This is a genomic window from Arthrobacter agilis (assembly GCF_030816075.1).
In the GTDB taxonomy this organism is placed as follows: Bacteria; Actinomycetota; Actinomycetes; order Actinomycetales; family Micrococcaceae; genus Arthrobacter_D; species Arthrobacter_D agilis_E.
Genome location: NZ_JAUSXO010000001.1, coordinates 3,567,029 through 3,587,885, shown reverse-complemented (window position 1 = coordinate 3,587,885; position 20,857 = coordinate 3,567,029). Strand labels below are relative to the sequence as shown.

21 protein-coding genes are annotated in these 20,857 nt (G+C 71.2%); 9 read left to right on the top strand and 12 right to left on the bottom strand.

Translation table 11 applies throughout. The features are described 5' to 3' along the window. Window positions 1-9 precede the first annotated feature (9 nt). A complete protein-coding gene (locus tag QFZ50_RS16945; RefSeq protein ID WP_307086139.1) occupies window positions 10-1,050 on the top strand; it encodes an acyl-CoA thioesterase in 1,041 nt (346 codons plus the stop codon). On the opposite strand, the gene QFZ50_RS16940 is transcribed toward QFZ50_RS16945, so the two are convergent. The 5 genes from QFZ50_RS16940 to QFZ50_RS16920 form a co-directional block, all read right to left on the bottom strand. Beyond that, complete coding sequence (locus QFZ50_RS16940; protein WP_307086137.1) at window positions 1,016-2,470, bottom strand: hypothetical protein; 1,455 nt, start codon at window positions 2,468-2,470, stop codon at window positions 1,016-1,018. The genes QFZ50_RS16945 and QFZ50_RS16940 overlap by 35 nt on opposite strands. Window positions 2,471-2,576: 106 nt before the next feature. Continuing rightward, entirely contained in the window at window positions 2,577-3,659 is a 1,083-nt protein-coding gene (locus tag QFZ50_RS16935; protein WP_307086135.1) for a putative glycoside hydrolase, read from the bottom strand. Further along, window positions 3,656-5,230, bottom strand: coding sequence for a GT4 family glycosyltransferase PelF (pelF, locus tag QFZ50_RS16930; protein WP_307086873.1), 1,575 nt, complete (start codon window positions 5,228-5,230; stop codon window positions 3,656-3,658). Before pelF ends, QFZ50_RS16935 begins: the two co-directional genes overlap by 4 nt. Continuing rightward, window positions 5,170-6,861 (bottom strand): hypothetical protein, encoded by a 1,692-nt coding sequence (locus QFZ50_RS16925; protein WP_307086133.1) that lies wholly within the window; start codon window positions 6,859-6,861, stop codon window positions 5,170-5,172. Before QFZ50_RS16925 ends, pelF begins: the two co-directional genes overlap by 61 nt. Before the next feature lie 417 nt (window positions 6,862-7,278). Beyond that, entirely contained in the window at window positions 7,279-7,593 is a 315-nt protein-coding gene (locus QFZ50_RS16920) for an MmcQ/YjbR family DNA-binding protein (RefSeq protein WP_307086131.1), read from the bottom strand. A 321-nt stretch (window positions 7,594-7,914) separates the two neighbouring features. Between QFZ50_RS16920 and QFZ50_RS16915 the strand changes: the two genes are divergently transcribed. Next, entirely contained in the window at window positions 7,915-8,520 is a 606-nt protein-coding gene (locus QFZ50_RS16915; protein ID WP_307086128.1) for a hypothetical protein, read from the top strand. A 69-nt stretch (window positions 8,521-8,589) separates the two neighbouring features. Here QFZ50_RS16915 and QFZ50_RS16910 read toward each other — a convergent pair whose 3' ends face one another. Then, entirely contained in the window at window positions 8,590-9,240 is a 651-nt protein-coding gene (locus QFZ50_RS16910; RefSeq protein WP_307086126.1) for an SGNH/GDSL hydrolase family protein, read from the bottom strand. Between the two features lie 238 nt (window positions 9,241-9,478). On the opposite strand from QFZ50_RS16910, the gene QFZ50_RS16905 reads away from it, so the two are divergent. Then, a complete protein-coding gene (locus QFZ50_RS16905; protein ID WP_307086124.1) occupies window positions 9,479-10,123 on the top strand; it encodes a nucleoside/nucleotide kinase family protein in 645 nt (214 codons plus the stop codon). Between the two features lie 28 nt (window positions 10,124-10,151). Continuing rightward, on the top strand, window positions 10,152-11,645 hold the full coding sequence (locus QFZ50_RS16900; protein ID WP_307086122.1) for a mannitol dehydrogenase family protein: 1,494 nt from the start codon (window positions 10,152-10,154) through the stop codon (window positions 11,643-11,645). A gap of 18 nt (window positions 11,646-11,663) precedes the next feature. On the opposite strand, the gene QFZ50_RS16895 is transcribed toward QFZ50_RS16900, so the two are convergent. Together QFZ50_RS16895 and QFZ50_RS16890 are read right to left on the bottom strand one after the other, a co-directional pair. Continuing rightward, window positions 11,664-12,443 (bottom strand): ThuA domain-containing protein, encoded by a 780-nt coding sequence (locus tag QFZ50_RS16895; RefSeq protein ID WP_307086120.1) that lies wholly within the window; start codon window positions 12,441-12,443, stop codon window positions 11,664-11,666. After that, window positions 12,443-13,537: a Gfo/Idh/MocA family protein gene (locus QFZ50_RS16890; RefSeq protein WP_307086118.1), complete on the bottom strand. Its 1,095-nt coding sequence runs from the start codon at window positions 13,535-13,537 to the stop codon at window positions 12,443-12,445. The genes QFZ50_RS16895 and QFZ50_RS16890 overlap by 1 nt, the downstream gene beginning before the upstream one ends. Before the next feature lie 154 nt (window positions 13,538-13,691). Here QFZ50_RS16890 and QFZ50_RS16885 point away from each other — a divergent pair, with 154 nt between their 5' ends. Next, complete coding sequence (locus QFZ50_RS16885) at window positions 13,692-14,549, top strand: SDR family oxidoreductase (RefSeq protein WP_307086116.1); 858 nt, start codon at window positions 13,692-13,694, stop codon at window positions 14,547-14,549. Window positions 14,550-14,577: 28 nt separating this feature from the next. Here the strand turns inward: QFZ50_RS16885 and QFZ50_RS16880 are convergent, their stop codons facing one another. Continuing rightward, window positions 14,578-15,162, bottom strand: coding sequence for a TetR/AcrR family transcriptional regulator (locus QFZ50_RS16880; RefSeq protein ID WP_307086114.1), 585 nt, complete (start codon window positions 15,160-15,162; stop codon window positions 14,578-14,580). Between the two features lie 47 nt (window positions 15,163-15,209). Here QFZ50_RS16880 and QFZ50_RS16875 point away from each other — a divergent pair, with 47 nt between their 5' ends. Genes QFZ50_RS16875 through QFZ50_RS16865 form a run of 3 tightly spaced genes read left to right on the top strand, consistent with a single transcriptional unit; the run spans window position 15,210 to window position 17,049 of the window. Further along, window positions 15,210-16,052, top strand: a complete 843-nt coding sequence (locus QFZ50_RS16875) for an alpha/beta fold hydrolase (protein WP_307086112.1) — start codon at window positions 15,210-15,212, stop codon at window positions 16,050-16,052. Continuing rightward, complete coding sequence (gene soxR / locus QFZ50_RS16870; RefSeq protein WP_307086110.1) at window positions 16,033-16,482, top strand: redox-sensitive transcriptional activator SoxR; 450 nt, start codon at window positions 16,033-16,035, stop codon at window positions 16,480-16,482. The genes QFZ50_RS16875 and soxR overlap by 20 nt, the downstream gene beginning before the upstream one ends. 45 nt (window positions 16,483-16,527) lie before the next feature. Then, window positions 16,528-17,049, top strand: coding sequence for a flavin reductase family protein (locus QFZ50_RS16865; RefSeq protein WP_307086108.1), 522 nt, complete (start codon window positions 16,528-16,530; stop codon window positions 17,047-17,049). A gap of 28 nt (window positions 17,050-17,077) precedes the next feature. Here the strand turns inward: QFZ50_RS16865 and QFZ50_RS16860 are convergent, their stop codons facing one another. After that, entirely contained in the window at window positions 17,078-18,091 is a 1,014-nt protein-coding gene (locus QFZ50_RS16860; protein WP_307086107.1) for a zinc-binding dehydrogenase, read from the bottom strand. Between the two features lie 159 nt (window positions 18,092-18,250). Between QFZ50_RS16860 and QFZ50_RS16855 the strand changes: the two genes are divergently transcribed. After that, complete coding sequence (locus QFZ50_RS16855) at window positions 18,251-18,667, top strand: GtrA family protein (protein ID WP_307086105.1); 417 nt, start codon at window positions 18,251-18,253, stop codon at window positions 18,665-18,667. A gap of 226 nt (window positions 18,668-18,893) precedes the next feature. Here QFZ50_RS16855 and QFZ50_RS16850 read toward each other — a convergent pair whose 3' ends face one another. After that, window positions 18,894-19,382, bottom strand: a complete 489-nt coding sequence (locus QFZ50_RS16850) for an immune inhibitor A domain-containing protein (protein WP_307086104.1) — start codon at window positions 19,380-19,382, stop codon at window positions 18,894-18,896. Next, window positions 19,366-20,724, bottom strand: coding sequence for an immune inhibitor A domain-containing protein (locus tag QFZ50_RS16845; protein ID WP_307086103.1), 1,359 nt, complete (start codon window positions 20,722-20,724; stop codon window positions 19,366-19,368). Before QFZ50_RS16845 ends, QFZ50_RS16850 begins: the two co-directional genes overlap by 17 nt. Between the last annotated feature and the right edge of the window lie 133 nt (window positions 20,725-20,857).

The following is a 20,857-nucleotide window of genomic DNA, read 5'->3' as shown; positions in this document are numbered from 1 at the left end:
GTGGCCGGCATGGAGACAGCAGCGAACTCCGTCACCCTGCGGTTCCTCGCCTCCCCCACCGACCTCGGCCACAGCGGATCCGTGGACGCCGGCACGGTGCTCGAGTGGGTGGACAAGGCCGCCTACGCCGTCGCCGTCGGGTGGGCGAAGACGTACTGCGTGACCGCCTACGTGGGGAACATCCATTTCGCGGACCCCGTGTCGGTCGGCGACCTCGTGGAGGTCGAGGCCACGATCGTGCACACCGGCACCTCCTCCATGCACATCCGCACCGTCGTCTCGTCCGGTTCGGTGTCGGGGGACGGTGGCGGGAAGCGCACCGAGTGCCTCGTCATCTTTGTGGCGGTCGGGCCGGACGGCAGACCTGTCCGCGTTCCCCCCTTCGAGCCGGGGACGGACGCCGAACGCCTCGACAGCGAGCACGCCGTGGCACGCATCGAGGTCCGGAAGCAGATCGTGGAGGAGATGCGCCGCCAGGTGTACACCGGTGCCGGCACCGCGGAGCGGACGGTCCTGCGGTTCCTCGCCGCACCCACCGATGTGAACTGGGGCGGGAAGGTGCACGGCGGCACGGTGATGGACTGGATCGACGAAGCGGCCTACGTCTGCTCCACGCGGTACTGCGGCCTGGACACCGTCGCCGTGTTCTCGGGCGGCGTCCGGTTCCTGAAGGCGCTGCACATCGGGGACGTCGTCGAAGTGGAGGCGCGCCTCGTCTACACGGGCGTGAAGGGCATGCACGTGGCGGTCCACGTGCGGTCGGGCAGCCCCCGGTCGCGGGAGATGGACCTGACGACCACGTGCCTGACGGTCATGGTGGCGCGCGACGACGAGGGTTCGGCGGTCCCGGTGCCGCCCTGGGTGCCGCGCTCCGAGGAGGACCGGCGCCTGCACGAGCACGCCCGGAACCTGGCCCTCATCCGCAGCAGGGCACCGGGCAGCCTCCTGCCCACCCATCTGAGGACGGCGGCCGATCCGGCGGAGGACCCGGCCGCGGGGTCGGTCAGCGGATCGGTCAGCGGATCGTCGCGGACCGGGCGGGCACGCTGAGCGTCTTCCCGTAGGCGGTGACGGAGCGGGTGGCGTTGGTGGTGTTGACCGCCACCACACTCCCGTTCGAGAGTTTCACGACGTTCACCCCGGTGAACCTCAGCGGTCCGGCGGCGGCATAGGCCCCGCTCGTCACGGCCTGGGTGAGCGCCGCGACCTGGGCGTCCGCGGCGTCGGTCGACGCCGTGGTGACGGTCTCGAGGTACGCGTCGTCGTCCCAGGCGTTGTCCTGGCAGGTGGGTTCCGCCTGCGAGAGGGTGGCCGTCATCGTCCGGGCGGCGGCGGTCCGGGTCTGCAGCAGGTGCCCGAGCGTCATGCGGTGGTCGAGTGTGCGGCGGACCGTGCCCGCGGTCACGACCGCGGCCCTCGATCCGTACCCGTCGCGCAGGCACGGGGCCGACGAGCCGACGTCGCTGCCCTGGCGGTAGGCCGTCGTCGGGAGTTCGCGCAGGGGTACGGAGTAGTCGTGTTCCACCACCGGCATCCCGGCGGCCGTGATGGCCCGGTACGCGGCGGTGGCCTGCTCCAGGTCGACGAGCGGCGCCGGGCGTCCGGTACCGTCGGCGACGACGTGCTCACGCAGCGCGAAGTCCACGCTGCGGGTACCGGCCAGCTGCCGCGCGAGGTCCACCTGGTTGCTCCACGCCGGGTAGACGCCGAGATTCACGGCCACGGGGACGTCGCGGCCCATGGTGCGGGTGAGCGTCGCGTCGAAGCGCTGCACGGCGGCGATGAGGGCCCTGCCGTAAGCGTCGTCACTGGCCCACGGTCCCCACTGCCCGACGTCGACCATGTCCTGGCCGTGCGAGGGCGACATGGAGGCGTCGTCGAGGAAGATGCCGTCGAACCGGGCGGGAGGCGCGTTCGTCGTGCCCCGCTGCGCGTCGGTGGTGAGGATGGTGCGCGCCGTGGCCGCACACGCATCGGCGTAGGCCGGGGACAGGTCCGCGACGGTCAGGTAGGAGAAGCCCGGATAGGTGGCGAAGCCGTCCTCGTTCCGGGCGACCTTCGGGTTGGGGGTGGTCACGGCGAACCGCTTCCCCGCCGCCGTCGCCGTGTCCGCACAGGAGTTCCGGAAGACACCGTTCCAGGTCTCGGCATCCCGCATGGCGCCGATGTTCAGGTAGGCGAGGAACCTGGTGCGTGGATTGGCGGCCTTCATGTCGGACAGCGTGCAGTCCCCCGGAGCGTCCGTGGTGGCCATCATCGGATCGACGATCGCCACCGACACCTTCCCGGTGAGCGCGGCCCCCGGACAGAGCAGCTGGCCCTGGCGGTAGCCCTGCAGGTAGGCGGGCAGCTGCTGCCCGGAGCTCGTCGTCAGGCTCGCCGCGTTTCCGGGTGCGGCGGACGAGCACACGGCGATGAGGGCGGCGAGTGCCACGGAAACGAGGGTTGCCCCGACGGCCTTCGGTGTCATATCCACATGATGGATGGGCCCGGGCGGTCAGGACAGGGCAGCCCCGCGACCGTCGGCAATCCTGAGCAGAACCTGCGCAAGGGCCATCAGGACCGGCCCGCAGCGGTCACGCGTCGGGGCGGCGGAACAGGACGCCGCGCTGTGGCTGCAGGACCACCGACGACGGCGCGGGCCGGCCCTCGCCATCGACGAGGCCGGCCGGGACCGGCACCCTGCGGCGTCGCCTGCCGTCCCGGTTGAAGTTCACCGCGGCGAAACCGCCCTCGAACTCCCGCCACCAGGCGTGGTTCCCGCCCTGCGGAGCGGTCCGCGGGGCGCCGAGCTGCCAGTCGAGCTCGGGCGCGTACTGGGTGCGGCTGTAGTCGTCGTGGGCCGTCGCCGAGTAGGCGCCCCGCCCCTCCCCGAAGATCCAGAACGCCGACAGGCCGTAGGTGAAGTTGGGATGCCTGTCGTTGCCGTCGGTCGGCACGCGGAGGATGGAGAGCCCGGGCCCGGCGGCCTGCGGCAGCTGCGCTTCGGCCGTGACCGGATCGAACAGGTGCACCGGGTCGTACCCGAGCCAGACCTCCTCGAAGCCGCCACCGAAAGCGGCGTGCGCGGTCCAGCGGCCGGGTTCCCGGCGTGCCTCGGCGATGTTGGGGACGAGGATCTTCCCGGCAGCGTTCAGGGCCGTGCCCGCGGCGTGCACGAGGTCGCCGAGAGCCTGCCGGAGGCCGGCGGGATCGGCGGCACCGGGAACGGGCAGGCGCAGGCCGTAGTAGTCGTCGAAGACGTCGTTGTCGGCCATGACGCCGTCGAACGGCGAGTCGCGCAGCTCCCCGACGACGTTGTCCACCCAGCGGCGCCGGTAGCCGGGGTTCCACACCTGCATCTGCCAGTGGCCCGGGTAGCGCTCCCACTCGATGCGGGTGCCGTCGAGGCGCGTGGCGAACCAGGCACCGTCCTCTTCCGCTTCTGCCTCCAGGGAGGAGACGCCGGAGGTGAAGATGGGCCCCGGCTCGTAGCTCCGCGTGGAGGACAGGCACTTGTAGCAGAGCACCGTCATGTCCGGGCGGAGCCGTTTCAGCTCCTCGGCGGCGTCGACCTCCCAGGGCTGGAGGATCGCCACCCGGTAGTGCCGGGCCGCGAACGCGAGCTGGTCCGGCAGCAGGGGGTCGCCGTACCGGATCCAGGCGCCGACGCCTGTCATGCCTCCGCCTGGACCAGGTCCCCGAGTTCCGCGATCGTGAGGTTGCGGAACGTGCCGATGTCCCCGACGTTCCGGTAGATCTGGTTGTAGGAGGACATGACCTCCTTCATCTGGAAGAACTCGTGGACACGGACGCGGGCGTTGTCCGCGTACTCGTCGTACAGGTCCGGGTTGCCGATCACCAGGCGGATGCTGTCCGCCATCTGCTGCACGTCACCGGCGACCACGAGCTCCCCGCACGCGCCGACGGAGCGCCCGTCCAGGGTCTGCAGCTGCTCGCCGACCAGCTGGCGCATGCCGCCCACATCCGTGCCGACCGTCGGGATGCCCGCCGCCATGGCCTCGAGCACCACGATCGGCTGCCCCTCGTTGTAGCTCGGCAGGACGAGCACGTCGAACCGGTCCAGCATGTCGCGGACGTTGACGGTCCCGTGGATCGTGACGTGGTCCTGCAGGCCCAGGCTCTCGATCTTCGCGAGGCACGCCTCGTAGTACTCCGGTACGTGCTCGGTGGGACCGAGGACGTCCAGGTGGAGGTTGGGGAAACCGCCGCGGCGCATGATGTCCATGCTCGAGAGGAGATCGAGCAGTCCCTTGATGGGGACCACGCGCGCGATGTAGACGAGCCTCCAGACATGCGTCGCCGCGTCCTCGGCGAGGTGCTGCCGGGCGGCGAGCCGGGCCCGGTACTTCTGCTCGAACTCCTCGATGACCATGGCGTTGGGCACGACGACGGACTTCTGCACGTCGGACCCGAGGCGCGCGGCCTCGGTGATCGCCGTCGGGTACAGGTAGGTGATCAGGCTGGCGCTGGGATAGCAGAAGTGGCCCATCTCGGTCCACCACGCCATCCATGCCCTCTGCTCGGCGGTGACATCGAACGTCCGGTAGTCCTCCGAGGTGATGGAGAGCGCCATGTTGCGGTCCAGCAGCGTGTTCACGGTGTCGCGCACGTACAGGTTGTGCTCGGTGAGCAGGAACGACGTGCCGTGGTCCCGGGCCGCCGCAGCCCCCAGGAGTGACGCGTAGCCCGTGGTGTGGGCGTGGTAGACGCGGGCCTTCGGCATGGTCTCGCCGAGGATGGCGTAGGCGAGCGAGAGGAAGTTCCGCAGCAGCCAGAACGAGTCCGCGAGGGACAGGTCGAGCTGGGGCATGCGCACGGAGAGCGCCTCCATGAACTCCTTCGACCCCAGCAGGGCCCAGAGCGGATAAGTGCGGGTGCTCTGGGTGAAGCCCTCGTCGATCAGCTGCCAGAGGGGCTCCACCTCCTGCTGCTCGGACAGCGCGTACAGCGCGTCGAACACGCGGTCCGCGAGCGCCGAGCGCTCCGCCGGGCTCATGCCGAGGTCCCGGGAGGAGACGGCCATGAAGTCGTGCCGGTGTTCCTGCATGCTCAGGTAGACGGGCCGCACCCAGGCCACGTTCTCGGGCATGCCGTACAGGTCCTCGTGGGGTGAGGAGGCGTCCCACGTGATGTGGATGATGCCGTAGGTGAGGTCCGGGTTGTGGGTCACGATGTCGTGCACCACCGCCGAGACGCCGCCCTTGAGATACGGGTAGGTGGACTCCATGACGATGGCCACGTCGACGTCCGCGTAGTGGGCCTGCGCCACGGCCTCGGCCGGCTGGAGTGCGGCCGGTGGCTGCTGGAGGGCGGCTCGACGGGCTTTCGGGGTCTTGAACACGTACATGGTTCTTCCTTGTCGCTGGGAGCGGGTCGGGCGGATGTGCGGGCGGCTACCAGGAGGGTGGCGTGGCGCCAGAACAGCGTGTACTCGGGCTGGGTCCAGTGGCGCTTGTAGAGGACCCAGGCGACGGCGACGAGCACGAGGTCCGCCACCACCAGTGCACCGTAGGCGAGCGGGGCGCCGATGGAGTTCTGCGTCACGCCGACCAGCAGGAAGGCGACCGCGCAGAGTGCCAGGTGGATGCCCCCCAGGACCTGCGGCAGGACCTTCTCGCCGATGTAGTCCAGTTCGTAGCTGAGGAGCGTGAGGATCATGAAGGCCCACGACGCGACGCCCACGGAGACGGCCAGGAGCACGTTGACGGGCTGGATCCCCCCGAGCAGCAGGGAGATGACGAGGGTGAGGACCATGCCGACGGCGCCCGTGCTGAGGATCGCGCGGTCCACGGTCCGGCTGAGCTGCCGGGACCTCGCCGCGAGCACGGTGAGCGGCTCCTCGGCGATGGTCCGGTGGAGCATGGCGACGGCCCGGTCCACCCGGGGGGCGAGGCTCACGAAGTAGTAGTTGTAGGCGATGACGGCGGGCAGCATCGCGAGGAACACGATCACCACCTGGAAGTTCCCGTCCGTCACGAGGAACAGGACGAACTTGTCGGCCCAGAGCACGGCGCCGAGCAGGAGCCCGCGGAGGAGGTCGGTCGAGAAGTCGCGGGCACCGAGCCGCCGCACGAGCGTGACCGCGGCCAGTCCGCGGCCCATGGCGGCGATCTGCGTGGACGCCCCGAGCAGCGGCGGGAGCCACCAGAGGGTGGGCGCCGCGAAGAGCGCCACGGCGTACGCCACCCAGGCGAGGGCCCAGAGCCCGCGTCGCTCCCCCACGTTGGCGAGGATGAGGGACTGGACGAAGAGCAGGTGGAGGGCGCAGAGGGCGGCGTAGGTGGCGAGCGCCGGGACGGACCAGCGCGTGGCGAGCCAGAGCGGCACGGCGAAGACGACGACGAGCGGCAGGGACTGCACGAACATCGCCGGCCAGGTGGCGCAGAAACGGCGCGTGATGGCGGCCATGTCCCGTTCCGCCATCAGGTCCCCGATCGCGCGGTACGCCGGGAGGCAGGCGGCCTGCGCCAGCCACGGGACGGTGATGGAGGATGCGAGCACCACGAGGGTGAGCTGCACGCCGCCGACGTCGACCGCTGCCATCGCGGGGCTGACGAGGGGGTACACGAGGTTCAGCAGGATGACCGGCGAGAGGTACAGCAGGAGCCCGGCGCCGCGCCGGTCGCCGTGATCGGAGTCGGCCGGTTCGGGCCCGGCACCGGAGATGACGGGGCGCGCGAGCATCAGCAGCACGACCATCACCACGAGGACCGCGGCGGCCAGCAGCACGGAGGACCAGCCGGCGGGGAGGACGGAATCGGCGAGCGGGACGAGGGCCGTCAGGACGAGCGCGACGATGATCGCCACCGTGCGACGCCGGGCGAAGGAGTCCTGAAGGAGGGACTGCAGAGAAGTCATGGTTTCCCCTGGGCCGCTCGCCGACGGAAGGGCGGGATCGGCCTCGTGTGAGACGGAAGGAGGACAGGAGGTCTTCCAGCGGCCACACCGGCGGAGGCCGGTCCGGTAGCTGCGTGCCTGCACGAGGCAGGACCGGTCCGTTCGCGTCCCCGAAGGGGGAGGGTGCGTCGTCGCCGGCTCTGCGGCGAGCACCTGGTTCAACGTATCCAGCAGGCGGCGAGCGCTTCACGAGTAGGGGTCCCCCGACCTCAGAGGGCCACCTGCGTCACTTCCTCCTCATGCCTACCTGCGCTCGGGTACGTGCGTACTCGCGAACCGGCCCCGGGACTACCTGCATCCCCGCCCGGGCGGGGATCCCGTCCGGCTGCTGCAGCCCCGCCGCGTGACGAAGCGCACAGACCTCCGCCAACTGGGGGATCACCGGCGGGAGGACGCCTGCCCGGCGATCCGGTACGACTCCTGGATCAGCTCCTCCAGCTGCCCGTGGTCGAGGCGGCCCAGGCGCACGAGCACCAGGGAGTCGTACCGCTCGTGGTGGGGGTGGAGGAGGAAGGCGTCCGGCTGCAGGGCCAGCAGCGCGGCACGCTCGTCCGTCTTGACCGTGAGGACGGCGTCGTCCCACATGCGCGCGAAGAGGGTCCGGGCGAACCAGGCCGGCCGGTTCCAGCTCAGCCGCTCCGACGCACCGGGCAGGGCGAGGCACGCGGACCGGACGTCGTCTTCGCTGACCATGGACCAACCTTCGCACCGGGTAGCCGGCCGGTCCAGTGCCTCCGGGACCGGCCGGGACGTCACGGATCGCTCACGGAGTGCACACGGAACCGCAACGATCCGGCAGCCCGGGCCACGGTTGTGTCTCCGGCCTGTTCCGACGCCGGGGCAGGCCGCATCATGGAACGACCCGCCCACGATACACAGGAGTAGCCATGGGTCGCCGTACCGCGCTCGTGCTGGTGCCAGCCGGGGCCCTGGGCCTCGCCGTCCTCCTCGCTTCCTGCGGTTCCGGTCCCCGCACCCCGCCCGGGGACCCGGTGTCGCAGGGGCCCCCGGCCCGTGCCGGCCGCCTCGACGGCGCCGCCGACCCCGGCCGCCGAGCCCCCGTCCGATGCCACGACGCGGGCGGACGGGTGGGCGACCTATACGACGGCGGACGGTGGGCTCTCCTTCGACCATCCGGACGGGTGGACCGTCGCCGATGCCCCGGAGCCACCGCCCGCCGGTGTCTCAGTCGTCGTCGGGGATGCCACGGGCCGGCATCTGGCGACGCTCAGGACGGACCTCGTCACCGGAGCGGTCTGTCCCGCGGAGATCCCCTACGCCCTGCTCGACGCGGAGCCGCTCCCGGCCCTCACCCAGGGCACGGCCACCCCGCGATTCGTGTTCGAGGGGCGCACCGACCCCGCGGTTCCCGATCCGGTGACGTCCTCCACGCTCGCCTACGGCATCACGTCGGCACCCGAACCGACGGGTCCGACGGCCTGCCCCATCGCCCACTTCTTCTCCTGGCCGCCGTCGGGTGCCGCCTTCGGCGGTGTCTACGACCCGCACCTGGTCTACCCGGGGAAGCCGCCGCACACCGACACGCCCCAGGCCTACATGGAGACGGAGGAGTACCGGGACCTCCGGGCGATGATCACGTCGCTGCGTCCCGCGGGCTGAGCGTCCCGGCGGCCGGCCGGTCCGCTCCGGACGCTCCGGACGCTTTGGGGACCATCCTCCGGCGCCGGTTCACCGGACGATGACGGTCGGCCGCTGACGGGCAGCACCGGGCAGCGCGAACGCGGCGATGGCGGCCGCGATCTTGGCCCCGCCCTGGACGGAGGGCTCGATGGGGTTCGCGTAGTCGCCGTCGTCGTCGCACACCAGCCGCAGGTCGACGACGGACACGCCGCGCGCGAAGGCCGCCCGGGTGATGCAGTCGTTGAAGAAGGTGAGTGCCGTGCGGATCACCGCGGCTCCCGGTTCGGAGGACGGCGTGTCGTAGATGGTGCAGACGCTCGTGGGCAGGCCGGCGGCCAGGACGGCGTCGAGCATGGCGCCGTAGTCCTCCGCGAACACCGTGCGGGGCGCCTCGAAGGCGAGCAGTGCCTCCACGACGCCGCCCACCGGGCGCTGCAGCAGGTGGCGGTACCCGAGCGCGTCGTTGCCGCCGGCGCTGACCACCAGGTGTGTGGCATCGGGCGGCAGGGCACGCAGCTGACGTGCGACGCCGGAGATGACGTCGCCGTCGACCGCGAGCAGGGTGGCCGCCCAGCCCGCGGGCAGGGCGGCCCGGACCTGCGCGACGACGTCGGGCCCGCCGTCCACGTACCGTCCGTTGTCGAGGATGGAGTCCCCGAGCAGTACCACGTGTCCCGTGCGGCCTCCTGGTGCGGTCATCCTCCCATCGTGGCCCTCGCCTCGGCTCGACCGCCAGCATGCAGTGCACGCACCACGACACCCGGATCGGGGTACAAGCGGTCGGAGCCCACCGTGCCCGCGGGGCGCCCGGGGGCGGATCCCGGCCCGCCCGCCGGCGATCCTGCCGCCGGACGGATGCCGTCATCCCGGCCGGCCGCGCGGCATGATGGTGGGAGGAACGGCGCAGCACCGCTCCCCGACCCCTGAAGGAAGTGCCGTGAAGACCCTGTCCGTCCGCAACGCCGTCGAGCTGCAGGGGATCCTGCCCCGCCCCGTCGACGGCGGACGGGCCCTGCTCGGGATCGTCGGCGCCCCGGGAGCCGGGAAGTCAACCGTCGCCGCCGCTGTCGCCGCGCTGGACCCGGGCGCCCATGCCCTGGTGCCCATGGACGGATTCCACCTGGCCGACCAGGCCCTGTCGGGTCTCGGGCTCCTCGACCGGAAGGGCGCGCCCGAGACGTTCGACGCCCACGGCTATGCCGCCCTGCTGGAGCGTCTGCGGAGGAACCCGGACCACACCGTGTACGCGCCGGCCTTCGAACGGGACCTCGAACAGCCGCTCGCCAACGCCCTGCCGGTCCCGTCGTCGTCGTCCCTCCTCGTCACGGAGGGCAACTACCTCCTGCTCGACGAACCCGGCTGGCGGGATGCACGGGGCCTCCTCGACGAGGTCTGGTTCGTCGATGTCGACCCGGAGGTGCGCCGCCGGCGGCTCGTGGCCCGGCATATCCTGTTCGGGAAGACACCGACCGCCGCCGAGGAGTGGGTGCGCCGCGTGGACGAACCCAACGGGGTGCTCGTGGCAGCCACCCGCGACCGCGCCGACCGCGTCCTGGACGTCTCCGACTGGCACCTGACCTGATGCCCGTCCCCTACTACGCGAAGGCGCCATGACCCAGCCCGCAGCCTCGGCCACCCCGCTCTCGGACTCGACGATGGCCTCTTTCGGCTCCACACTGCCCGTCCCCACCTATGACAGGTCGGGCCTGACCGCCGGCATCGTCCACTTCGGTGTCGGCGGGTTCCACCGCGCGCACCAGGCCATGTACCTGGACCGCCTGCTCAGCGGCGGGCAGGCCCGCGAGTGGGCGATCCTCGGCGTCGGGGTGCTCCCCTCGGACGCGCGGATGAAGAGCGTGATGGACAGCCAGGACGGCCTGTACACCCTGGTGTCCAAGGCGCCCGACGGTTCCCGGGACGCCCGGGTCATCGGGTCGATCATCGGTTATCTCCTCGCGCCGGAGGACCCGGAGGCCGTCATCGAGGCGATCGCCGCGCCGACGGTGCGGATCGTGTCGATGACCATCACCGAGGGCGGCTACTGCATCGACCCCGTGACCGGCGGGGTGGACCCGGACCATCCGGCGCTGCGCGCCGACCTCGCACCGGGCGCGGTGCCGTCCACCGTCTTCGGCCTCGTCACCGAGGCGCTGGCCCGACGCCGGGACCGCGGCCTGCCGGGGCTGACCGTGATGTCCTGCGACAACATCCAGGGCAACGGCGACACCGCACGGTCCGTCTTCGCCGCCTTCGCCCAGCGGCGCGACCCGGACCTCGCCGCGTGGATCGGGCGCGAGGTCACGTTCCCGAACTCCATGGTGGACCGCATCACCCCGGCGACGACGGACGCGGACCGCGAGCAGATCGCGGCAGACCTCGGGATCGCCGACGCCTGGCCCGTGGTGTGCGAGGACTTCGAGCAGTGGGTCCTCGAGGACGATTTCGCCCAGGGACGCCCCGCCTGGGAGGACGCGGGCGTGCAGCTCGTGGACGACGTCGAACCGTACGAGCTCATGAAGCTCCGGCTGCTCAACATCAGCCACCAGGCGCTCTGCTACCCCGGCTACCTCGCCGGGTACCGGCTCGTCCACGACGTCTGCCAGGACGCCGATTTCGCCCGGTACCTCCTGAACTACATGGAGCAGGAGGCCACCCCCACCCTCCGGCCCGTGCCCGGCGTGGACATCGACGCGTACCGGCACCAGCTCATCTCCCGCTTCTCCAACGCGGCCGTCCGCGACACCGTGCAGCGCCTCTGCGCCGAGAGCTCCGACCGCATCCCGAAGTGGCTCGTGCCCATCATCCGGGAGAACCTCGCTGCCGGCCGGAGCATCCGCTACGGGGCCGCGATCATCGCTTGCTGGACACGCTACGCGGAGGGGACGGACGAGGCGGGCGGGACCATCGAGATCGTCGACCGGTTGCGCGGGCAGGTCATGGAGGCGGCCGCACTGAGCCGGACGGAGCCGCTCGCGTTCCTCCGGCAGCAGGACCTGTTCCTCGACCTCGCCGAGCAGCCCGTGTTCGTGCAGGCCTACCTCGAGGCGCTCGGGATCCTGCGAACGCGGGGCGCCGCAGCGCTCGTCGGCGGCCTGGCGGGCTGAGCCGGCCGGGCCGGGCGGTCAGCCCAGGAACCAGTCCCGGGCCGGGTTCTCCACGCCCGGCGCTGCACGGCGCGCCCGCTCGGCGCTGGGCTGCGCCACCCAGTCGGTGGCATTCGCGAGGACGCGCTGGACCTGCGGGTGGTGGTAGACCGGGTACTCCTGGTCGCCGGGGCTGAAGTAGAAGATCCGGCCCTTGCCGCGCGAGAACGTGACACCGGAGCGGAACACCTCGCCGCCCTCGAAGGAGCTGATGAAGATCAGGTCGTCGGGTTCGGGGATGTCGAACAGCTCCCCGTACATCTCCTGCTCGGGGATGAGGATCGGGCTCTCGGTGCCCGCGGCGATCGGGTGCGACGGCTTGACCGTCCAGACCAGCTCGCGTTCGCCGTCGTTCCTCCACTTCAGCGAGCACGTGGTCCCGAGGAGGCGCGTGAGGATCTTCGAGAAGTGGCCCGAGTGCAGCACCACGAGGCCCATGCCGCCGAGGACGTGGCGGTGCACCCGCTCCACGACGTCGTCGGCCACCTCGCCGTGCGCGATGTGCCCCCACCACAGCAGCACGTCCGTCCCCGCGAGGCGCTCCTCGGTGAGCCCGTGCTCCGGATCGGCGAGGGTGGCCGTGGTGATGTCCGATCCGGGGAAGTAGCCGGCGAGGAACTCCGCGATGGCCCCGTGGATGCCCCGCGGGTACATCTCACCGATCGTGGCCGGTTCGTTGCGGGCCTCGTGGACGCCCTCGTTCCACACGACGATGGTGGGTTTGCCGTCGAAGGTCGTGGTGCTCGTTGCGGTCGTCATCAGAGCTGCACCTCCCGCTGCTGGGCTGCCGAGACGTAGCAGGCGTCGATGACGCGGGCACGGCTGAGCGCGAGCGAACCGTCGTGCCCACCCCAGGCGGACTGTCCGGCGCGGATGGCGGCGAGGAAGTCGTCGACGACGCCCTGGTGGCCGAGCGACGGGCCGACCTCCGGGTCGTGGTCTCCCTCCTCGCTGAAGACGCGCAGGGACTCCACGGCGTCGTCGGGTCCGCCGACCCGGGTCAGCTCCGCCCCGCCGTCCGTCCCGTAGACGCGGAAGTCCAGGAGGTCGTCCGCGTCGCGGTAGGCTGCCCAGCCCGCCTCGACCAGCAGTGTGGCTCCCCCTTCGAGGCGGATGAACGCCGTCGCGAAGTCCTCCACCTCGAACGCGGAGCCCATGGCCTGCGCGCTGTACCCGCCGCCGCCACCGCCGCGGCCCTGCGGTCCCAGCTCGGAGTAGGTCGACGCCGAGACGGAGAGGACCTTAGGCTCGCCGAGGAGGTGCAGCGCGTAGTCGATCACGTGCACGCCGATGTCCGCGAGCGGACCTCCACCGGCCATCTCCCGGTTCGTGAACCAGCTGCCCAGGGAGGGGATGCCGGAGCGGCGCAGCCAGGAGGCCTTGGCGTAGTAGGGACGGCCGAGCCCGCCGTCGTCGATCACGCGCTTGAGGGCCGTGATGTCTCCCCGGCGGCGGTGGTTGAAGGCGACCTCGAGGACACGCCCGGCACGGCGGGCGGCGTCGACCATGCGCTGGCCCTCGTCGCCGTTCCGGGCGATGGGCTTCTCGCTGAGCACGTGGAGGCCGCGCTCCAGGGCAGCGACCGTGATGGGTGCGTGCAGGAAGGTGGGGACGGCGACGCTGACGGCGTCCAGCCCGTCGAGGGCGATCAGGTCCTCCCAGCGCTCGACGGCGTGCGGGATGCCGTACTCGTCACGGAGTTCGGCGAGGAGGTCCGGCTCCATGCCGGCCAGCCCGATGATCTCGACGTCGGCGCTGGCGGCGTACGCCTCGAGGTGCTGGCGGCCGGCCCAGCCGATCCCCACCACCCCCACCTTCAGCGGGCGCTGCGGACTGGACGGGGTCTGGTGCACGGGGAGGATCCTTCGCTGTGGGTGCTGTCGTGTCCCTGCAGTCCTACCGCGTGGCCGCGGGCGCTGTCCACGCGGCACTCCGGGAAGTCTTTTCGGCCGTGGCCGGTTGGCGCTGGTAGACGTACCACCCGGGTGCGGAAACGGAAGGACAGCCATGACCATCGCCATCACCGGAGCCACCGGCCAGCTCGGCCGCCTCGTCATCGAACAATTGCTCGCGCGCGGCGTGGACCCATCGACCATCGTGGCGGGCGGCCGCAACGAGGACGTGCTCGCCCGGCTCGCCGGGCAGGGGGTCCGCACGGCGCGGGTGGACTACGCCGACGCGTCCACGCTCGACGCCGCCTTCGCAGGGGCGGACCGGGTCCTGCTCATCTCGGGCAGCGAGGCGGGCCGGCGGACCGTGCAGCACAAGGCCGTGATCGACGCGGCCCGGAAGGTCGGCGCGTCCCTGGTCTACACGAGTGCGCCGAAGGCCACGACGACGTCGCTCGTCCTCGCGCCCGAGCACAAGGCCACCGAGGGGCTGCTCGAGGGATTAGGCCTCACCTACACGGTGCTGCGCAACAACTGGTACACCGAGAACTACGACGACGCGATCCGCCAGGCCGCCACCACGGGCAGTGTCCTGACGGGCGCGGGCACCGGGAGGATCGCGAGCGCACCGCGGCGGGACTACGCCGAGGCCGCAGCCGTCGTCCTGCTGTCCGACGGGTACACCGGCGAGATCCTCGAACTCGGCGGCGACGAGCCCTGGACCTTCGACGAACTGGCCGCCACGGTCTCCGAGGTCACCGGGACGCCCGTCACCGTCAACGCGGTCTCCGTCGACGAACATGTCGCAGCGCTCACGGCCGCGGGGCTCGACGACGCGTCGGCGCGCTTCGTCGCCGCCCTGGACGCGAACATCGCCGAGGGGGCCCTCGCAGGGGGCGACACCACCCTGTCGAGCATCATCGGCCGCCCGACGACGCCACTGAAGCAGTACGTCGGCGAGCTGCTCGGCCGGTAGCGGGACGCCCTGCCGCCGGCCGCGTCCGTCAGCCGTCGGTGACGAGCGGCGCCAGCATCTCGTGCAGGGCGAGCCCGGTCTGCGCCGCGGACAGTTTCGACTCGAGGCGCAGGATGGCCCAGGTGCGGGCGTCGCAGACGGCGACGACCTGCGCCAGGCGGCGCTCCCGGGTGGGGCCGTCTCCGGCGGACGCGAGGTCGAAGGCGTCGGCGCACCAGCGGACGTGGTACTCCCGCCCGCGCACGGCGAGCTCGGCGAGCCCCGGCACCACGCGGACCTCTGAGTACATCTTCAGGATCAGGGCGCCGTACTTCTCGTAGTGCTCGGCGAGGCTCGCCATGGTCGCGGCGCAGCCGGCACCGGCGACCGACCCGCGTGCCGCCGCGATGCGGCCCAGCTCGCGTTCCGCCATGGCCACGGTCAGCCCGGCCTTGCTGCCGAAGCGACGGAGGACGGTCTGCGCCGTGACTTGCGCGTCGGCGGCGACGTCCTCGAGGCGGATCCGGTCGTACGGCAGGGCTCCGTACCGCTGGAGCATCGCGTCGATGATCCTGTCCCCGGTCCGCAGGGCCTCGTCCGCACGTGCCGTCATCCTGTACGGACGCTTGTTCATGTGATACACAGTAACATCAAATAGGACCGACCAGGATCGGACAGGCGATGGCACAGCTCCCGGCACCCCAGCAGGTCACGCGGATCGCGACGCGCCTCGGCGCGCTGCACGTCCGCACCATCGGCGACGGACGCACCACGGTGCTGTGGCCGTCCATGTTCGTGGACGGCACCACCTGGGATCCGCTCGTCGCCCACCTCGGTACCGGCCGGCGGTACGTCCTGGTCGACGGCCCCGGTCTCGGCCTCAGCGACCCGCTCACGCAGTCCACCGACATCGCGGGCGCAGCGGACGCGGCACGGGACCTGCTCGCCGGCCTGGGCGTCACGGAGCCCGTGGACTGGGTGGGCAACGCCTTCGGAGACCATGTCGGCTACAAGCTGGCCGCCGAGCCCGGCGTACTCCGCTCCCTCGTGGCGATCAGCGCGCCGGCCGAACCGATCCCGGCTGCGCTCCGCGCGAAGATCAACGTGCTGCTCCCCCTGCTCCGCCTCGCCGGACCCGGAGGGCCGGTGCGCGGCGCCGTCATCGGGGCGATGCTCACGGACGCATCGGCCCGTGACGAGGACATCCGCCGCATCGTGGTGGAGAGCCTGGAACGGCCCACCCGCCGGAGCCTCACCACCGCGATCCGGTCCTTCATCCTCGACCGCCGCGACGTGTCCGCGGAGCTCGGTGCCATCGATGTCCCGTGCCTCTACGTGGCCTCCGACGACCGCGGCGACTGGACCCCGGAGGCGGCCGCCCGGGCTGCCGCGCGGACACCCCGCGCCACCGCCGTGACCGTTCCCCGGGCGAGGACCCTGATCCCGCTCGAGCAGCCCGAACGCGTCGCAGAGCAGCTCCTCGGTTTCTGGGCGGACCTGGACGATGCGCACCGTGCCCCCTGACCAGGATCTGTCCGTGGGACAGCTGGCCGCGCGCAGCGGCATGAGCGTCTCCGCCCTGCACTTCTACGAACGCCAGGGCCTCATCCACAGCCGTCGCACCAGCGGCAACCAACGCCGGTACGACCGCGCGATCCTCCGCCGCGTCGCGGTCATCCGCGCTGCGCAGCGGGCCGGCATCCCCCTCGCCACGGTCGCGAAGGCCTTCGCCGAGCTGCCGAAGGACGGCGTCCCGGACCAGGAGGACTGGCAGCGGCTGTCCGCCGCGTGGCAGCAGGAGATCGAGCAGCGCATCGCCCAGCTGGAACACCTCCGGGACCGGCTGGGCGGCTGCATCGGCTGCGGCTGCCTCTCGCTGGCGACGTGCGGCTTCGTCAACCCGGACGACGCGGCCGGCCGGCGGGGCATCCCGTCCACCCTCCTCGACCCCTGACCGCGATTTGACCTCAACCTTTGTTGAGGTTCTAGCGTTGACGGTATGACTGCCCCCGCGGACCACGCCTTCCCCACCGCCGACCTCTTCAAGGACGCCTTCCGCGCACACCCGGCAGGGATCGCCGTCATCACCGCCCAGGGAGCGGACGGCCCGGTCGGCCTCACGGCGTCGTCGGTCTCCTCGGTCTCGGCCGAGCCGCCGGTCCTCGCGTTCTCCGTCTCCACGGCGTCCTCGTCGGCCGCGGCCCTCGTCGCCGCGGACACCCTCGTGGTCCACCTGCTGGGCGCCGATCAGCTCGGCATCGCCCAGCTGTTCGCGGCCCGCGGGGCCGACCGTTTCGGCGGAGCCGTCGCCTGGCGCCGGCTGTCCTCGGGCGAGCCGCTGCTGGTCGACGCGCCATGGGCCCTGCGCTGCCGCATCCTGCACCGGCTACCGGTCGGCGGGTCGATGATCCTCGCCGCGGAAGTCCTGTCCATCGAGCAGAGCGGGCACGACGGCGCCACGCCGCTCGTCTACCACAACCGCGCCTACCACCGGCTGGACGATCGGTCGATGCTGGACTGACCGGCGGGCACCGCCGCCCGCTCGACCGTCAGGGCACCAGCACCAGCCGGATCGGGTTGCCCTCCTTGCGCTCGAGCCGCTCGACGGCGGCCGCGGCATCGCGCAGCGGCAGCGTATCGCTGATCGAGCGCGCGAAATCGAGCCGCCCGAGCTCCGTCAGGGCCACGAGCTCCGGCACGTGGTGGGCCTCGGACCCGTAGTGCCCGCGGACCTGCTTGCGGGTGTACGAGAAGGCCGTGCTGTCCGAGACGGTGATGGGATTGCCGCTCAGTCCCACCAGTACGAGCCGGCCCCGGAGTCCAAGACCGGCGAGGGCCTGCGCGCGTACCGCGTCGACGCCCGCGAAGTCGAACGCGACGTCGAGCCCGCGCCCGGAGGTCGCAGCGGCCAGGGCGGCCGCGAAGTCGTCCGCCCGCGGGTCGAGAGCCACGTCGGCCCCGAAGGCGAGGGCCCTCTCGCGGGCCTCGGGCAGGGGGTCGACGGCGATGATCGGCGCCGCGCCCACCAGGCGCAGCAGTTGCACGCCGTGCGCGCCGAGCCCGCCGACGCCCCACACGCCGACCGCTTCGGCGGCCCGGACCTGCCCCGTGGACACGATGGAGGCCCACGGGGTGGAGACGGCGTCGGGGATGATGGCGGCCTGCTCGTAGGAGAAGTGCTCGCTCAGCCGGACCAGCACGCCGGCGGGCACCACGACGTACTCGGCCCAGCCGCCGTCGTAGTCGACCCCCATGGTGAGGGTGACGCCCTTGTACTCGTAGCCCGCCTGCAGGACCACGCGGTCGCCGGGCGTCCAGCCCTCGACGCCGTCGCCCGGCAGGTCGACGCTGCCGGAGACCTCGTGGCCCAGGGTGACCTCGTCCCCGCGGAGGTGCATCGGCTTCAGCAGCCCCTCGATCAGGTGGACATCGGAGAGGCAGACCCCGGCGGCCTGGACCTTCACGCGGACGAAGCCCGGGCCGGGCACGGGGACGGGCACCTCCCTGACGTCGAAGGATCCGGTGCTGACATTGAGCCGTCCGGCGAGCATGGTCTCGTTCATGGCGTCCTCCTCAGGTGTTGGCCCTCATGCTAGCCAGCGCGGGGTGCCCGGCGCGGGTGGGCGACGAGCCTGGACGACGGCCCGGGGACATGGTCCAAATTAGTTGCTTAGGCAACCTAAGGAGTAGAATGAGGTGTTATCGACAGAGGAGGAAAGCCCATGAGCGGAGCGCTACAGCGCCTCGGCTCCTTCACGATCGTGGGGACGATCGCATTCATCGTCGACATCTCGGTCTACAACGTCCTCGCCTCGGGGTTCGGCATCGGACCGATCACGTCGAAGATCGCCTCCGTGATCCTGGCCACCGGGGTCTCCTGGCTGGGCAGCCACTACGTCACCTTCCGCCAGTTCGCCGGCCGCCCCAAGCGCGAGGAGGCCGTCCTGTTCGGCCTGACGAATCTCGTGGGCCTCGGCATCGCCGCGACCTGCCTCTTCGTCTCCCACTACGTCCTCGGCCTCACGAGCCCCCTGGCCAACAACATCTCCGGGAACGTCGTCGGCGTCCTGCTCGGCAACGTGTTCCGCTACGTCGCCTACCGCTTCTTCGTCTTCCGCCCGGTCCTCGAACACGCCTGAGCACACCGCGACGCCCGGCCGGTCAGGACGACGCCCCCCTCGTCGCTCCCGGCTTTCACGGCGGAGACCGCGCGTCCTGTCCTGACACGCCGCATCCGGCGCCCGGGCCGCTCGAGAACCGGGAACGACGGCGGGCGCAGCCGGACACAGAAGGAGCCGGGAGTCACCTCCCGGCTCCTTCTGTGTATCGACGACGTCGACTGTGCGTCGACGGCGTCGACGAGGGCTAGCGGACCTGCAGGGTCAGCATGCCCGTCGAGTTGGACTGCACCACTTCGATCTTCGTCCCGCTCCCGGCGACGACGACGGAGCCCTGCGGGTTCGCGGCGTCGTAGTAGGCGTTGGGGTTGGTGTCGTCGAAGACGGCGACGCCCGGCCGCGACGGCACGATGGCCGTCGTCATGCCTGCCGGCGTCTCACGGTGCAGGCTCAGCGCGTCGGTCGCCTCCTTGCCGAAGGTGGCGTCGAAGCTCTGCATGCGGTTGCGGAGCACGGTGCCGTCCGACCAGGTGAGGGCCTTCGGGTGCGCGTCCACGGGCAGGGCCAGGCCGGCACCCGGGTGCTGGCGCGTGTTGTTGTTGGCCTGCGCGGTGTTCCAGTACGTGATGCTCAGCCCGTCCTGGTACTTGTAGTGCTCCACCGTATCGGGGGAGCTGATGCCCCAGCCGAAGTTGTACGGGCCGGTGGCGAGGGTGGCGTCATAGCCCGCGTACACGCGGTTCTCGGCGATGTAGAAGCGGTTTCTTGCCGGCGGCGTCCTTCGGCAGGTTCACGACGACGGCCTGCGGGGCCTTCGTGGCGTGGAACGAGGGGCCGATCTTGTGGGTCGACTTCACGCCCGCCGTGGCGACGTCGTAGTCGAGCCAGCCGAGCTGCAGCTTCTCCCAGGCGCCCATGTGGTTGGGGGTCGTGCCGATGGAGCCGTCGCCGTGGCCGAGCCATGAACCGGAGCTCATGAGGGTCCAGAAGCCGGTGCCGTTCTCGCCGCCGCTCGTGTCGTACAGGTCGGGCAGGCCGAGGTCGTGACCGTATTCGTGCGCGAAGACGCCGAGGCCGCCGTTCTCGGGCTCCGTGGTGTAGTCGCGGATCCAGACGTTGGACTTGCCGATCTTGATGCCGCCGTACGGGTTGGCAGCGGGGCCGGCGGTGCCGCGTCCCGCCTGGCCGACGGCCCAACGGTGCGACCAGATGGCCGACGACGCCGCACCGGCCTCCTCGCCCTCACCGGCGTGGATGGCCTGGAAGTGATCGATGTAGCCGTCGGCCTCGTCGAAGTTGCCGTCCTTGTCGAAGTCGTAGCGATCCCACTGGTCGAAGCTCGCGAGGTACGCGTCGATCTCCGCGGCGGTCTTGCCGGCGGCGATCTGCGAGTCGTACCAGGCGTTCGCGGTGTCCTGCACGAAGCGGGTCATATCCGCCTGGCTCTCGGTCTCGCCGTAGCTGGCCGAGGTGTAGGGGACGGTCACCCAGTCGCTGACGTCGCCGTCGACCGTGTAGCGGCCGCTGGACATCTCCTCGTAGACACCCTTCAGCGATTCGTCCTGCGTGCCGAAGAACATGTCGAGGTAGTGCTCGCGGTCGAAGCTGTCGGACCAGTAGGTGGAGTTGTCCACCGCGCGGTTCGGCTCCTTGATGGCGTTGTGCGTGGGGCCCGGCGTGGAGGCGGGGAAGCGGGGATCGACCTTGTCGCCGAAGTCGACGAGGAAGGACAGGATCTGGTCGCTGTCCTGCAGGCCGTACTGCGCCCACTGGCCGGGAGCGACCTTGACGGCCTTCGAGCCGCCGCGGCTCTCGACCTTCGCCTCGCCGGAGATGACCTTCTCCACGCCCTGCTGGTTGAGGTCGCGGCGCTCTTCGGCCGCGGGGTCGGAGCGGTCGTCGAGCTTCTGTGCGGCGCCGTCGGCGCTGGGTGAGGACGTGAACGACGACGTGGCGGTGCCTGAGCCCGCCGCGGTGCCGGTGGTCGCCTGCGCGCTCACGGGAGCGAGCACGACGGCGGTGGTCACGGCGAGCGTCATCGCGCACCGCAGCCCCCGGGTACGGGTGGTGAGATTCAAGGGTTCTCCTTAGTGAAATATCCCAGCTGATGCAGAACGGACCCAGGTGAGACGCCTGAGACCGTGAAACATGTTGCCTAGGTCACATGTTCTGGCTGGACGTTAGCACCGCCCGCAGACACTTCGAGGATTG